The 14,136-nt window shown below is 64.4% G+C and carries 13 protein-coding genes; 8 read left to right on the top strand and 5 right to left on the bottom strand.

Going from position 1 to position 14,136, the window contains the following annotated elements:
- Window positions 1-142: 142 nt before the first annotated feature.
- Window positions 143-316: a hypothetical protein gene (locus tag AB0I57_RS17045; RefSeq protein WP_358337649.1), complete on the top strand. Its 174-nt coding sequence runs from the start codon at window positions 143-145 to the stop codon at window positions 314-316.
- A 64-nt stretch (window positions 317-380) separates the two neighbouring features.
- The gene (locus tag AB0I57_RS17040; protein WP_358337646.1) at window positions 381-1,484 is read left to right on the top strand and encodes a branched-chain amino acid aminotransferase; all 1,104 of its coding nucleotides are present in this window, start codon (window positions 381-383) and stop codon (window positions 1,482-1,484) included.
- A gap of 21 nt (window positions 1,485-1,505) precedes the next feature.
- Here the strand turns inward: AB0I57_RS17040 and AB0I57_RS17035 are convergent, their stop codons facing one another.
- The 4 genes from AB0I57_RS17035 to AB0I57_RS17020 form a co-directional block, all read right to left on the bottom strand.
- Window positions 1,506-2,246 (bottom strand): adenosylcobinamide-GDP ribazoletransferase, encoded by a 741-nt coding sequence (locus tag AB0I57_RS17035; protein WP_358338304.1) that lies wholly within the window; start codon window positions 2,244-2,246, stop codon window positions 1,506-1,508.
- 2 nt (window positions 2,247-2,248) lie between these two features.
- A complete protein-coding gene (gene cobT / locus AB0I57_RS17030) occupies window positions 2,249-3,379 on the bottom strand; it encodes a nicotinate-nucleotide--dimethylbenzimidazole phosphoribosyltransferase (protein ID WP_358338301.1) in 1,131 nt (376 codons plus the stop codon).
- Window positions 3,380-3,390: 11 nt separating this feature from the next.
- Window positions 3,391-4,035, bottom strand: coding sequence for a bifunctional adenosylcobinamide kinase/adenosylcobinamide-phosphate guanylyltransferase (cobU, locus tag AB0I57_RS17025; protein WP_358337643.1), 645 nt, complete (start codon window positions 4,033-4,035; stop codon window positions 3,391-3,393).
- A gap of 228 nt (window positions 4,036-4,263) precedes the next feature.
- On the bottom strand, window positions 4,264-4,938 hold the full coding sequence (locus AB0I57_RS17020; protein WP_358337640.1) for a DUF3043 domain-containing protein: 675 nt from the start codon (window positions 4,936-4,938) through the stop codon (window positions 4,264-4,266).
- Window positions 4,939-5,035: 97 nt separating this feature from the next.
- On the opposite strand from AB0I57_RS17020, the gene AB0I57_RS17015 reads away from it, so the two are divergent.
- The 3 genes from AB0I57_RS17015 (at window position 5,036) to AB0I57_RS17005 (ending at window position 7,746) form a co-directional block, all read left to right on the top strand.
- On the top strand, window positions 5,036-6,112 hold the full coding sequence (locus tag AB0I57_RS17015) for a glycerate kinase (protein ID WP_358337638.1): 1,077 nt from the start codon (window positions 5,036-5,038) through the stop codon (window positions 6,110-6,112).
- Window positions 6,113-6,255: 143 nt separating this feature from the next.
- Complete coding sequence (locus tag AB0I57_RS17010; RefSeq protein WP_358337636.1) at window positions 6,256-6,606, top strand: iron-sulfur cluster assembly accessory protein; 351 nt, start codon at window positions 6,256-6,258, stop codon at window positions 6,604-6,606.
- Window positions 6,607-6,771: 165 nt separating this feature from the next.
- Window positions 6,772-7,746: a carbohydrate kinase family protein gene (locus tag AB0I57_RS17005; RefSeq protein WP_358337633.1), complete on the top strand. Its 975-nt coding sequence runs from the start codon at window positions 6,772-6,774 to the stop codon at window positions 7,744-7,746.
- A 67-nt stretch (window positions 7,747-7,813) separates the two neighbouring features.
- On the opposite strand, the gene asnB is transcribed toward AB0I57_RS17005, so the two are convergent.
- Window positions 7,814-9,739: an asparagine synthase (glutamine-hydrolyzing) gene (asnB, locus tag AB0I57_RS17000; protein ID WP_358337630.1), complete on the bottom strand. Its 1,926-nt coding sequence runs from the start codon at window positions 9,737-9,739 to the stop codon at window positions 7,814-7,816.
- Between the two features lie 258 nt (window positions 9,740-9,997).
- Here asnB and AB0I57_RS16995 point away from each other — a divergent pair, with 258 nt between their 5' ends.
- The 3 genes from AB0I57_RS16995 to AB0I57_RS16985 all read left to right on the top strand — a co-directional run bounded on the left by AB0I57_RS16995 (window position 9,998) and on the right by AB0I57_RS16985 (window position 14,131).
- Window positions 9,998-11,047, top strand: coding sequence for a cytochrome c oxidase subunit II (locus AB0I57_RS16995; RefSeq protein WP_358338298.1), 1,050 nt, complete (start codon window positions 9,998-10,000; stop codon window positions 11,045-11,047).
- A gap of 41 nt (window positions 11,048-11,088) precedes the next feature.
- Window positions 11,089-11,505: a cytochrome c oxidase subunit 4 gene (locus tag AB0I57_RS16990; RefSeq protein ID WP_358337627.1), complete on the top strand. Its 417-nt coding sequence runs from the start codon at window positions 11,089-11,091 to the stop codon at window positions 11,503-11,505.
- Between the two features lie 157 nt (window positions 11,506-11,662).
- Window positions 11,663-14,131 carry a plasma-membrane proton-efflux P-type ATPase gene (locus AB0I57_RS16985; protein ID WP_358337625.1) on the top strand — a complete coding sequence of 823 codons (2,469 nt, stop codon included), beginning with the start codon at window positions 11,663-11,665 and terminating at the stop codon, window positions 14,129-14,131.
- Window positions 14,132-14,136: the final 5 nt, after the last annotated feature.

Here is a 14,136-nt window from a genome sequence, read left to right as displayed (position 1 = left end):
GGGCCCGACCTGATGGTAGTGCCCTGGCGTTGGGGATTGAATAGGTTGTGCAGATGCAGCAGGGGCATTTGTCGGGGGCCCGTTCACGTCGCTGACGTGGAACTCGGCGGTTGTTTCGTCCGAAGTGGCAGCGTATTCATCGATGAGACCACCTCTGGCACCGTATTCGTCCTCTGTCGAGGCGGAGGCGGTATCGGCCCTGCTCGAGTCCGTATCCGGAGTGCCGGCCGGGCGCGAGATCGAGGGGACGTGCGGGGGCATTCAGTTGTGGGATGAGGTGTTCGCACCGCCGTTTACCGAGATCAACGCCGAGTAAACGCTCGCTATCGGAAGTCGCATCTGACGGCGGGCGGAGAAATCCGTTCGCTAGGATCACCGGCATGACAGGTGTCTCCGAGTTCGTTCGCATCCCACACCCTTCTCCCGCCTCTGACGATGTACGGCGAGAGATATTGGCGGCGCCCGGATTCGGCCAACACTTCACTGATCATATGGTGTCGATCGCGTACTCGACCACCCACGGGTGGCACGACGCCAAGGTCGAGCCGTACGGGCCTATCCAGCTCGACCCCTCCGCGATGGCTCTGCACTACGGTCAGTCGATTTTCGAGGGTTTGAAGGCGTACAGGCAGCCCGACGGCCATATCTCGACGTTCCGAATCGAGGCGAATGCGCAAAGGCTCCAGGCGTCGTCACGCCGACTCGCGATGCCGGAACTACCTGAGGAGCTGTTCATCGGGTCGATCGCCGAACTGCTCCAGCTCGATCACGCGTGGGTGCCCGCCGCAGGCAGTGAGGAGTCGCTGTACCTGCGCCCGTTCATGTTCGCCACCGAGCCCGGCTTGGGTATCCGTGCCGCTGACGAGTACCGCTACCTGCTGATCGCGTGCCCCGCGGGCGCCTATTTCCCGCGCGGTGTCAAGCCCGTGACCGTGTGGCTGTCCCGCGATTACATACGTGCGGCACCCGGTGGTACGGGAGCGGCCAAGTTCGCAGGCAACTACGCAGGGACGATGCTCGTGCAGAGGCAGGCCGCTGCCAAGGGCTGCGACAACGTCGTCTGGCTCGACGCGATCGAGCACAGGTATGTCGAGGAAATGGGCGCGATGAACTTGTTCTTCGTCTTCGGCTCCGGTTCCGATGCTCGCCTCGTGACGCCGTCACTGTCCGACTCGTTCTTGCCGGGAGTCACTCGCGACTCGCTGCTGACCCTCGCGACGGATGCCGGCTATGCCGTCGAGGAGCGAAAGATCAGCACCGACGAGTGGCGCGAGAAGGCCGTCGCCGGAGAGATCACCGAAGTTTTCGCGTGCGGTACGGCTGCCGTGATCACCCCGGTCGCCCGTGTGAAGTCGACGGAAGGCGAGTTCATGATCGGCGATGGTGAGCCAGGCGAGGTCAGCATGGCCCTGCGCGATACCCTCACCGGAATCCAGCGAGGCACGTTCGCCGACAATCATGGCTGGATGAGGAAGATGTGGTGAGTCCGCATTCGGCTGCGGAATTCAGAAAGCAAGGCCGATCGCCGAGACGGTGACCGTGACCTCGAGCGCCGCCCCGAGCACGTCGCCATTCATTCCGGCGAACCGCCGAACGCAGTGCGCCACCAGAAGAGTGGTGAGGACCAGCGCCACGGCAACGACGATTGGCCCCTGCCACCACGGCGAGGTGCACCATGCGGCGGCAGAAAGTAGTGGAACGGTCCAGGCTATACCGATCCACGGTGACTGAGTTCCCGCCACCAACGCGCCGAACCCTTCTGTAGACGCAGCGGAAATTCCACGTCGGCAGGCAATCACGACCGCCACCCGGCCCGCCGCGACAGCTACGGCCACGCAGCCGTACTGTCCGGCGGCAGCGAGAGCTCCGAAGGAAAGCCCCTGGGCGCCTAGGCAGATCACCAGAGCGCATACCCCGAACGGTCCGGCGCCGCCGCTTTGCATGACGGCTCGGGCACGTTCGGGGGGTCCGTAGCACCCGAGCCCGTCGAACGTGTCGGACAGCCCGTCGATGTGCATGCCGCGGGTCACAAGGGCGTGCGCTCCGACCGTCAACAGTCCTGCGAGGGCAGGATTCTGGCCGGCGGATACCAGGGCCCAGAGCAGGCCTGCGGCGAGGACGCCCAGCGCGAGGCCGGTCAGCGGCGCGGCGGTGATCGCGCGGCGCCCCGCCGCGCGATCGACGGAGTCCGGTCCGCGCACTGGTAGGACCGTCAGCCAGGAGAAGGCCAGTCGCACCCCGGACACCATCAGTCCGAGGTGGGTCCGGCCTGGTCGATGTCGTCCTCGCCATCGGGTTCCGTGTCGCTCTCGCCGGCACGTGTGCTGACGCCCGCCTCCGCGAATGTCGCCATCTCCGCAAGCGCCGCAACGGCACCTTGGAGGATGGGCAGTGCGGTCAGAGCGCCCGATCCCTCGCCGAGTCGCATGTCCAGGTCGAGGAGTGGGTCGAGGTCGAGGTGCTTCAGCGCGATCTTGTGCGCTGGTTCGGTGGAGCAGTGCCCGGCAAGCCACCAGGCGCGAGCGCCGCGTGCAAGTTCCTCCGCTGCCATGGCGGCGGACGTAACGGTGATGCCGTCGAGGATCACCGGCGTCCTTCGAGCGGAGGCTTGGGCGAGGAATCCCGCCATTGCCGCGAGATCGGCTCCCCCCGAGGTGCGTAGGAGCGCCACGACGTCGCGGACGACGGGACGAGCCCGGCGCATCGCGTCGCGGATGGCCGCCGTCTTACGAATCCAGCCTGCGTCGTCTACACCCGTACCGCGGCCGACAGCGGCCACAGGTTCGGTGTCCGTCAATGTCGCGATCAGGACGGTAGCCGGTGTCGTATTGCCGATTCCCATCTCACCGGCGATCAACAGGTCTGCGCCGGAATCGATTTCGGCATCGGCGATCGCCCGCCCGGCATCGATGGCTCTCAGTGTCTCCTCGTGTGTGAGTGCATCCTCGCGGTCGATCGAACCGGAGGAACGCCGGATCTTGAAGGTGGACAACGATGGGTCCGTGTCGCCGTCCACGGAGATGTCGACGACGCGCACGCTCGCGCCGACCCGATTGGCGAGCGCGTTGACGGCTGCTCCACCGTTCACGAAGTTGGCGACCATCTGAGCTGTCACCTCCGGCGGATATGCCGAGACTCCCTTCCGTGCAATCCCGTGGTCGCCGGCGAACACCACCACTCGCACCCTGCCGAATGGTGTTGGTGGGCAGACGCCCTGACAGGCTGCGGCCCAGCATGCGAGGGTCTCGAGACGCCCCAGTGAGCCGGCGGGTTTGGTCAGTTGCAACTGACGTGCCTCGGCTTGGGCGCGCACGGTCTCGTCGGGCGGGGTGACTGGTTCGAACAGCGTAGGTTGCCCGCCCACGGACTCACTGCCCACGGATTCACTGCTCACGCTTGGCCTCTCATTCGAGTTGACACTTCTGTTTCGCGCCCTTGGGCGGGAGCATCTTTCAGAGTCATGGTCATTCCGGCCACGACGAGAACCACCCTGTCGCACACCTGAGCAAGGCGCGCATTGAGGGCGCCGATTTCGTCGCGGAACAGCCGTCCCGATGATGTCTCGGGGATTACTCCCAGGCCGACCTCGGGGCTTACGAGCACGAGGATGCCACGGTAGTGGCGAACACTGGAGACGAGAGCGTCGGCCCGCGGGGTGATCGTGCCGCGCGGTAGGTCCCAGGCGGCTGCGCCGTCGAGTTCGACGGTGAGCCAGGTTCCGAGATCCTCGACGAGGGTTGCAACGGCATCCGTAGGCGAACTCAACTGCTCGACGAGGTCGAGATTGTGGGCGGTTTCCACCGTGGCCCAGGTGTCCGGGCGGCGGTCGCGGTGCTCGGCGATCCGCTGCTGCCAGTCCTGATCTCCGGTATCGCCGTGGCTGGTGGCGACATACCGTACCGACCCGGACCCAGCGAGGGTCTGGGTGAGTTCCTCCGCGAAGGCGGACTTTCCGGACCGCGCGCCGCCGAGCACCAGAGTTCGCGAGCGCTGATTCAGGTGACTCGGTCGGTCCGAGGGATCGGAGGTGGGCACGGGTGGAACGCTACCAACCCGCAACGGTGGCAGAATTCTGACGAACAATGTCGATGCTGCCACTGTCGGTCGGTCAAGAATGGCGGGAATGCTCCATCGATGACCGAGTTCGTTGTTCTTGTGCACTCCCCGCCGTACTCCACGTGTCCGTGTCGTGCGCCGCTCGGTCCAGGAATGCACTACCGCGGTGGCTGCGAAGCAGCTACCGCTACAACTTCTTTCGGCCGGTCAGATAGCGTCGCCGGGGCGGACTCGCGGCTTGGGGGCACGAAGCTTGCGGATCTGAGACGCCCGGACGAACGCGTACCAGCCGAGCTTGAAGCCCCCGTCCAGGGTGTCGGGGAAGCGTGCGCGCACCTGGTTGTTTATCTTGCGCCCCAACCAGACGCCTTCTATCACCATGAACACCATCATGACGAGCATGGCGAGCGTGACGATGGACTGTAGCGCGGGGCTGACGAACATCGCCATGATCAGGACCAGGGCCATCGGCATGAACAGTCCGACCAGATTGCGCCGAGCATCTACGATGTCGCGAACGTAGGCGCGGACGGGGCCCTTGTCGCGGGGGAGCAGGTACTTGTCCTCTCCGGCGAGCATTCTGGCCCGACGCTCGGCAGCGTTGGCCCGCCGTTCCGCGGCAGCGATCCTGCGGTCTTCTTTGTTACCCCGGCGGGCCTTCTTGCGCGCCCGGGCCTCTTTCGCCGTCTGTGGTGCGGGCGCGACAGGGCCTCGGCGCTTCGACTCGGCGTCGCGTCGTTTGGGGGTTGGTCTGCCTTTGCCTACCTGATCGATCGACTCCGGCGTCGAGGCGGGGGTCATCTCCGAGGCCGTGGACGGCTCCTCGACCTCACCGCCCCGCTTGTCCGAATTTTCCGAATCACCGCGGCGTAGCAATTTCACCCTCCCAGAGTATGGGACGAAGCGGTCATATGGAAAACTGCCTCACATCGAAATGCCGGGTCGGGCGGACGCAATCGAGACGCAATAGACTTTTTCGATGCGAGTGATGATCGCACCCGACTCCTTCGGCGGAACGCTGACGGCCATCGAGGCGACCGCCGCCATATCAGCCGGATGGGCCGAGGTGCGCCCCGACGACCAGTTGATCGAGGCGCCGCAGTCCGACGGGGGACCCGGTTTCGTGGATGTGATCGCTGCGGCGGGCGGCGTCGTTCGAACCGCTGTCGTGGAAGGGCCCCTCGGCGGCAGTGTCACTGCCCGATGGCTCCTCGACGGTACCGATGCCTACCTCGAGTCGGCCCAGGCATGCGGGCTCGGGCTCTTGGGCGGACCACCGACGCGCAGCACCGCACGGGACGCTCACAGTCGTGGTGTCGGACAACTCATGGTGGCCGCACTCGACGCTGGAGCACAGAGAATCGTCGTGGGTCTCGGTGGTAGTAGTTGTACCGACGGTGGGCGTGGGCTTGTCGAGGCATTGGCGGACGAGTTCGGGGGCGTGGAAGCCGCAGTCGCCCGCGTGCGAGAAGTGGAACTGATTGCCGCAACCGATGTCGTACACCCGTTGCTCGGGGAGCACGGTGCCGCGAGTGTCTTCGGACCGCAGAAGGGTGCAGATCCCGAAACCGTCTCGTTCCTCGAAGACCGGAACGCCGAGTGGGCCGGGCGATTGCGGGCGATCACCTCGCGCGATGTCTCGGCGTGGCCGGGGGCCGGTGCTGCGGGCGGAATCGGTGCCGCGCTGCTTGCACTCGGTGCCACGAGGGAATCCGGCGCGGCGGTGGTCGCGCAACGGACCCGACGGGATCGGCAACTGGCGTCCGCGCAACTGGTGATCACCGGGGAAGGGCGACTCGACCACCAGTCGTTGCAAGGCAAGCTGGTGACCGAACTCTCCGCGGCCGCGCGTAGGCGGTCTATCCCGACACTCGTTCTCGCAGGTCAAGTCCTTTTGGACTCGGCGGAATTCGAAGGCGCGGGCATCGACGAGGCGCTCTCGCTGGTCTCTCACGCCGGGTCCGTCGAACGTGCGATGACGGATGCCTACCTGCAGCTACGAGACCTTGCTTCGACGGCCGCGCTCCGTTGGAGGAGTTCTGCCACCGGGTTGTGACGGCCGATCTGGAACGTCGGCTAGCATGGGCATGGGTAAATCTGCGGGAGTTGCCGCAGAGGATGGAACCCCCCGGGAATAAGTCGGGCGCGAAGTACCGTTGAAGCGTTCACGGGTTTGTTTACGAACTACAGGGAGTGCCCATGACTGTGCAGAACGAGGCCGGCGTCCACGGTGTCACGATGACCGAAGCTGCATCCGCCAAGGCGAAGGCGCTGCTCGATCAGGAGGGTCGTGACGACCTCGCTTTGCGGATCGCCGTCCAACCCGGCGGCTGCGCAGGACTTCGCTACCAGCTCTTCTTCGACGACCGAAACCTGGATGGCGACCTGGTGGTCGACTTCGGTGGAGTTGCCCTCGCTGTCGACCGGATGAGTGCGCCGTACGTCGAGGGTGCTTCGATCGACTTCGTCGATACCATCGAGAAGCAGGGTTTCACGATCGACAACCCCAACGCGACTGGTTCGTGTGCCTGCGGAGACTCATTCAACTGAGTTCTCGCTCCGGCCGTTGTCGACGAGTCTGACGCAAAGCTCACCGGCTTCTGCGTCAGACTTTTTTTCGTGCCGATCTTGCCTGAAGGTGCTGCCACAAACTTCCCGGTGGTGGTCGGGGTACGGTGAGAACGTTCCGACCGACTCCTCGAAAGGCACCCGCTCGTGACAATTGCGGTAACCGGTTCCATCGCCACCGACCACCTGATGCGGTTTCCGGGCCGGTTCGCCGAGCAGTTGCTCGCCGATCAGCTCAGCCACATCTCGTTGAGCTTCCTGGTCGACGATCTCGTTGTCAGGCGCGGTGGAGTGGGCGGAAACATCGCCTATGCCATGGGTGTTCTAGGTGGTAACCCGTTGCTGGTCGGGGCTGCCGGGGCCGATTTCGCCGACTACCGTCAGTGGCTGGAGAGCAATGGTGTCGACTGCACCGCCGTTCGAATCTCGACGGCCGCTCATACCGCGCGCTTCGTGTGCACCACGGACGAGGACATGGCGCAGATCGCGTCGTTCTACCCCGGTGCGATGAGCGAGGCCCGCGAGATCGAACTTGCCGTGATCGCAGAGCATTGCGCACCACTCGAGCTGGTGCTGATCGGGGCCAACGACCCGGCGGCGATGATCAAGCACACCGACGAGTGCAGGCGGCAGAACATTCCATTCGCTGCCGACCCGTCGCAGCAGCTGGCCCGACTCAGCGGGAGCGAGGCGGCCGAATTGATCAGGGGCGCCAAATATCTGTTCACCAACGAGTACGAGTGGGGCCTGCTGCAACAGAAGACCGGATTGTCCGAGGAGGAGATCAGGGCACAGGTCGGCGTCCGGGTCACCACCCTCGGTTCCAAGGGTGTCGAAATCACCGACTCCGACGGCAACTGGACCCGTGTCGGCGTCGTCCCGGAGAAGGGCAAGGTCGATCCGACCGGTGTCGGAGACGGATTCCGGGCGGGATTCCTCCTCGCGCAAAGCGCCGGCTTGAGCTTCGAGCGTTCGGCGCAGCTTGGATCGCTCGTTGCCGTGCTGATTCTCGAAACCGTGGGTACACAGGAGTGGACTTTCGATCGCGCCGAGGCCGTCAAGCGTCTCGCGGACGTCTACGGTGCCACCGCCGCTGACGAGATCGCCGCCGTCCTGCCGTAGGCATCCCACACTCTTGCCGTGTGACAACCTCAGGTGGGTTGCCACACGGCACTTTCATCACAGGGTCCTAGAGCGACACCGGGTACGCCGGTTCGGCGATCTGAGGAACGATCCGGTTCTCCACGAAGATTCCGTGCCACACCATGAAGATCAGCACCGTCCACAAGCGCCGACTGTGGTCGGATACGCCGTCCCGGTGGTCGTTCAACATCTTGGCGACGGCAGCCTTGTCCAGGAGATGATCGGTGCCAGATGCCGCGATCTGCTCGTGCGCCCAGTCGAACAGTTCGCTCCCGCGCAGCCAGTGCCGCAAAGGTACGGGAAATCCCAGTTTCGCCCGGTGGAGCACATGCCCGGGCACGATGCCCTCGAGCGCTTGTCGCAGCGCGTACTTGGTGGTGTTGTTGGCGATCTTCTGGTTCAGGGGCACCTGGGAGGAGACTCTGAAGACCTCGGGATCGAGGAACGGTACTCGCAACTCGAGCGAGTTGGCCATGGTCATCTTGTCTGCCTTGACGAGGATGTCACCGCGCAGCCAGGTGAACAGGTCGAGGTGCTGCATCCGGGCCACCGGATCCCAGCCTTGTGAGAGTGCATAGATCGGATCGGTGACGTCTCGGTGCGTCCATTCGGGCCGGAAGTCGCGCAGAACCGCGCGCAACTGGGCGTCGTTGAAGCTGCGCGCATTGCCGTAGTAGCGCTCCTCGAGGGTCAGCGAGCCGCGGTTGAGGAGGCTCTTGCCGCGTGTGCCCTCGGGAATGCGCTCGGAGAGCTTTCCAGCGGCCCTGCGCAGACCCCGTGGCAGGTACTCGAACGGCTTCAGGGACAGGGGTTCGCGGTAGATGGTGTATCCGCCGAACAACTCGTCGGCGCCTTCGCCCGACAGCACTACCTTGACGTGCTTGCGTGCCTCCTTCGCGACGAACCACAGTGGAACGAGCGCGGGATCGGCGACCGGGTCGTCGAGGTACCACACGATCTCGGGAATGGCGGCAACGAACTCGGACGGACTCACAACCTTGACGACGTGCCGTGCTCCGATCGCTTCAGCCGACTCGGCCGCGACGTCGACCTCGGAGTAGCCCGCTCGCTCGAATCCGGTGGTGAACGTAATCAGGTTCGGGTTGTGCCGCATCGCGAGCGCTGCGATTGCGGTCGAGTCGATGCCCCCGGACAGGAACGAACCAACCGTTACGTCGGCGCGCATGTGCTTGGCGACCGAATCCTCCAGCGCCTCCGCGATCTCGCGGTACCTCGCCTGCTCCGTGCCGGCTGCGAACGGTCGAACCGGAAACGTGGGGGTGAAGTAGCGGGTGACGGCGGGTTCGTGGCCAGGCCGTATCCGGGCGAAGCAGCCGGATTCGAGTCGTCGGATCTGCCGGTGCAGGGTTTCCGGCTCCGGCACATACTGCAGCACCGTGTAGTGCTCGACGGCTCGCGGATCGAGTTCGGTTCCGATGCCGATCAGGCCGGCGAGTTCGAGCAGGCTCTTCTTCTCACTGCCGAACGCGGTGCCACCGGCTCCTGTCGCAAGAAACAGGGGTTTGATGCCGAATGGGTCGCGGGCGATGAACAGTTCGCGGGTCGTCGTGTCCCAGATCGCGAATGCGAACATGCCACGCAGACGGCGGACGGCGTCCTCGCCCCAATAGTGGAAGGCAGCGACGATGGCCTCACTGTCGCCCTCCGTCTTGAACTGCGCGCCGAACTCGTCGGCGAGTTCGGCCCGAATCTCGAGATAGTTGTAGATCTCCCCGTTGAATGTCAGCGCATAGCGTTCCGGATCCTCCTCCGGCCCCCAGCGCAGCGGTTGGTGGGAGTGTTCGATGTCGATGATCGACAGCCGATTGAACCCGAACACCAATTGGTCGTCGTGCCAGGTTCCGTGCTCGTCCGGCCCACGGTGCCGTAGGCAATGCATCGCCTGGTCGACTTGTGAAACGGCGTCGTCGCTGATTTCTCCGGAGGTCAGTAGCCCGAGCAGTCCGCACACGGCGTCCGGTACCTCGATTCAGAATTTGGGAAGGCCCCACCGCATGGAGGGGTCGGGGAACATTGTCGGAAAGTATGCCGCAGATGGCCGAGTCGTCTGATGTGGGCCGCCAACTTCGCCACTGAGACAATCCGGACTCCGGGGCGTCAGGACGTCAGACCCGAAAATTGAGAGTCCGCGCCTCTGGTCTACGCTGCGTAGTAATTGGGCCTTACCCATCGGGTTGCCCTTGTGGAATATTGCGGCGATCAGGAAGGCGTGCACGTGGTGCAAGGTCGGATCCTTCGGCGGGCAGGGCTGGCAGTTTCATTGGGCATTGCTGCCTTGCTGCTGTCGGGTTGTTCAATCGACAACGAGGTGCTTCGTTTCGGGTGGCCTTCGGGCGTTACCCCGCAGGCGACTCGCATGCGTGAACTGTGGACCTGGTCGGTCATCGCCGCCCTCGCCATGGGGGCGCTGGTGTGGGGGCTCACATTCTGGGCGGTGATTTTCCATCGCAAGAAGAAGGACTCGCCAGAGTTCCCACGTCAGACGGCATACAACGTACCGCTGGAGCTCGCGTACACGGCGGTGCCGTTTGTCATCATCTCCGTCCTGTTCTACTTCACGGTGGTGGTGCAGACCCACGTCCTCGAAAAGCAGGACAACCCCGATGTCGTGGTGGATGTAACGGCATATCAGTGGAACTGGAAGTTCGGCTACCGCTCCATCGATTTCGGTGAAGGTGGCCCCAGGTATGACGGTGTCGACGCGGAGGCCCAGGCTGCTGCCGCGACAGCACCGGGCGAAGAGGGCGAGGCACCCGGACCCGTTCACGGCAAGGCTCCTCAGGATCTGTCCTACCTGCGTTACGACAAGATCGAGACGGTGGGCTCCAGCGAAGAAATCCCGATCCTGGTTCTACCTACCGGCAAGCGGATCCAGTTCGATCTGGCCTCGGCCGACGTCGTCCACGCGTTCTGGGTGCCGGAGTTCCTCTTCAAGCGAGACGTGCTTCCGAACCCGGCGGAGAACCACTCCGACAATTCCTTCCAGATCAGTGAAATCGAGAGGGAAGGTGCATTCGTCGGACGCTGCGCCGAGATGTGCGGCACGTTCCACTCGATGATGAACTTCGAGGTACGTGCGGTCACGCCGGAGAAGTTCGCGCAGTACATCGAGTTGCGTACGCCCGAAGCGGAGGGCGGCCAAGGCCTGAACACGGCGCAAGCGTTGCAGGAAATCGGTGAATCCCCTGTTGCCACGTCGACGTCCCCCTTTACTACCGATCGCGGCTACAGGCAGGCGAGCGGTGTCGACGGCATCTGAAACTGCTGCCGGTACCACACTGACCAAGGACAAGTGCTGATATGAAGATCGAAGCGAAGCTCTTCGAGATCCTGACGGTTTTCTTCATTCTCGTCGCGATCGTCTACGGCGTGTTTACCGCCGTATCGCGAACGGGCATCGAATGGGCGGGTCTGACTGCCATCTGCCTGTCGGCGGGATTGACGCTGATCGTCGGAACGTACTTCCGTTTCGTGGCCCGGCGTCTCGACACCCGCCCCGAGGACTACGAAGACGCAGAGATCGCTGACGGTGCAGGCGATTTGGGCTTCTTCAGTCCCGGCAGCTACTGGCCGATCCTGTGTGCTGCCGCAGCAGCCTTGGCCGCCGTCTCGTTGGCGTTCTTCCAGATCTGGCTGGTGGTGGTTGCGGTGGTTGCCGTACTCGCCGCGGCCGCGGGAATGGTCTTCGAGTACTACGCAGGCCCTGAGAAGCACTAGGCCCACACCTACAAACCGAGAGCGCAAGGCGTCGGACCCCGAAGGGGTTCGGCGCCTTACGCGGTTCCAGGGGGAATGGTGGCCGTGGGCCGCGAATCGCTACGGGTGTGCATGATGGAGGCGGACGGAAGAGAGGCATACGGAAGAAGAGCCACTCATGACACCGGTGGTCGATCTGTCGAAAGTCCCGCTCGAGGTCTTGCGGAGCGAGTTGTGTGTGCCGGCCGATGGGCTGACCGCACAGGATGCGGCCACGCGGCTCGCGGAGGAGGGTCCGAACGAAGTCGTCGAGCGGAGACAAAATCCGCTGCTGACTTTCGCGGGCTACTTCTGGGCGCCGATTCCGTGGATGATCGAGGCGGCACTCCTGCTGTCGCTGCTAGCTCGGCACTGGACCGACGCCGTGATCATCGGCGTGTTGTTGGGCATGAACGGTGTGGTGGCCTTCACCGAGGAACGGCAGGCCGCGAACGCCATCGCCGCGCTGAAGCAGCAGTTGGCCACGAGTGCCCGCGCATTGCGGGACGGTGCATGGGTCACGGTGGCTACCCGGGAGCTGGTCCGCGGCGACATCATCCGCATTCGCCTCGGGGACGTGGTCCCCGCCGATGCGCGGCTATTGGACGACAGTCCGCTGCAGGTCGATCAGTCAGCTTTGACCGGCGAGTCACTTCCGGTGACCTGCGCGCACGGCGGAGTCCTGTACTCCGGGGCGGTGATTACCCGCGGCGAGGCGGACGCAATGGTCTTCGCCACCGGCGAGGACTCCTTCTTCGGCCGCACTACCGCGCTGGTCCGGACCGCAGGCACGACCAGCCATTTTCAGAAGGCAGTGCTACGTATCGGGAACTTCCTCATAATGATCGCGGTAGCCCTGGTAGCGCTGACCGCGGCGGTATCGCTGCTACGAGGCAACCCGACACTGCAGACGCTCGAGTTCGCGCTCGTGGTCACGATCGCCTCCGTGCCGGTCGCACTGCCCGCTGTGCTGTCGGTGACGATGGCCATCGGGGCGCGCCAACTCGCTCAACGCAAGGCGGTCGTCAGCCACCTACCCGCCGTCGAAGAACTGGGCGGGATCGATGTGTTGTGCTCGGACAAGACCGGCACCCTTACACAGAACGCGCTTGCGGTCGCCGACCCCTGGCGTGCACCGGGAGCCACACGAGCGGACCTTCTCACCGCAGCCGCGCTTGCATCACGCGCCGAGGATCAGGATCCGATCGATCTGGCGGTGCTTACCGCGGCCGGGGACATCATGCCGGTACCCGGTGCCGAGGTCGAGGCATTCATGCCGTTCGATCCGGTTTCGAAACGGACCGAGGCCACAGTTCGAGGCGGTGACGGAACTGTTTACCGCGTCAGCAAGGGTGCACCACAGGTTATCGCCGAACTCTGCGAAGACGATCCCGCCTGTGCAGCCGCCGCGGAGCATGTCGAGGAGTACGCTCGCCGCGGTGATCGGTCGCTGTCGGTGGCACGCACGACATCCGATTCCCGGTGGCGGCTGCTCGGAGTGCTGCCGCTGGCGGATCCGCCACGCGCTGACTCCGCAAAGACGGTCAGCGACGCCCGTGGCCTGGGTGTGCAGGTGAAGATGGTCACCGGCGACCAGGTGGCCATCGGCGCCGAGATCGCCCGCCAGCTCCGTCTCGGTGACCACATCCTGCCTGCTGACATCCTGCAGAACAACAGCAACACTGACGAGCAGGTAGCCGATCTCGTGGAAGGCGCCGACGGGTTCGCCCAGGTGTTCCCGGAGCACAAGTATCGGATCGTGCGCCTGCTACAGCAGCGGGGACACATCGTCGGGATGACCGGTGACGGTGTCAACGATGCCCCTGCGCTGAAGCAAGCCGATGCCGGTATCGCCGTAGCCGGGGCCACCGAGGCGGCTCGGGCTGCATCGGACGTCGTGCTGCTTGCCCCCGGACTGTCGGTCATCGTGCACGCGATCCGCATGGCCAGGGAGACCTTCGTTCGCATGACCAACTACGCCACCTACCGGATAGCCGAGACCATCCGTGTGTTGCTGCTGGTCACCCTTGCCGTCGTCACCATGAACTTCTTCCCCGTCACCGCGATCATGATCGTGCTGCTCGCAATCCTCAACGACGGTGCGATCCTCGCCATCGCCTTCGACCGTGTGCGGGGCTCACCGAGTCCGGCGGCATGGGACATGCGCACCGTGCTCACCATCGCGACCGTCCTCGGCATTCTGGGCGTGATCGAGACGTTCCTGCTGTTCACGCTCGCCGACAAAGCCTTCGGTCTCGACCACGACGTGATCCGCACCCTCATCTACCTGAAGCTGTCTGTCTCGGGCCATCTCACGGTGTTCGTCACCCGTACCCGTGGCCCGTTCTGGTCGCGGCCCGCGCCGGCCCGCGTACTGTTGGCCGCTGTTGTCGGCACCCAAGTCATCGCCACCCTGATCGCCGGATTCGGGTTGCTGATGGCTCCGCTGGGCTGGGGTTGGGTCGCCGTCGTCTGGGGTTACGCCCTGCTGTGGTTCCTCGTCGAGGATCGGGTCAAACTTGCTGCCTACTCAGTCCTCGAGCGGCGTGCACATCCTGGACTGAGAAACGAGCAGGGCCCCGAACCAGATCTGGTTCGGGGCCCCTGATGGAC

The organism is Rhodococcus sp. NPDC049939, from assembly GCF_040656415.1.
Classification (GTDB): Bacteria; Actinomycetota; Actinomycetes; order Mycobacteriales; family Mycobacteriaceae; genus Rhodococcus_F.
The sequence above is the reverse complement of the archived record's forward strand: the minus strand, read 5'-3'. Positions and strand labels throughout refer to the sequence as shown.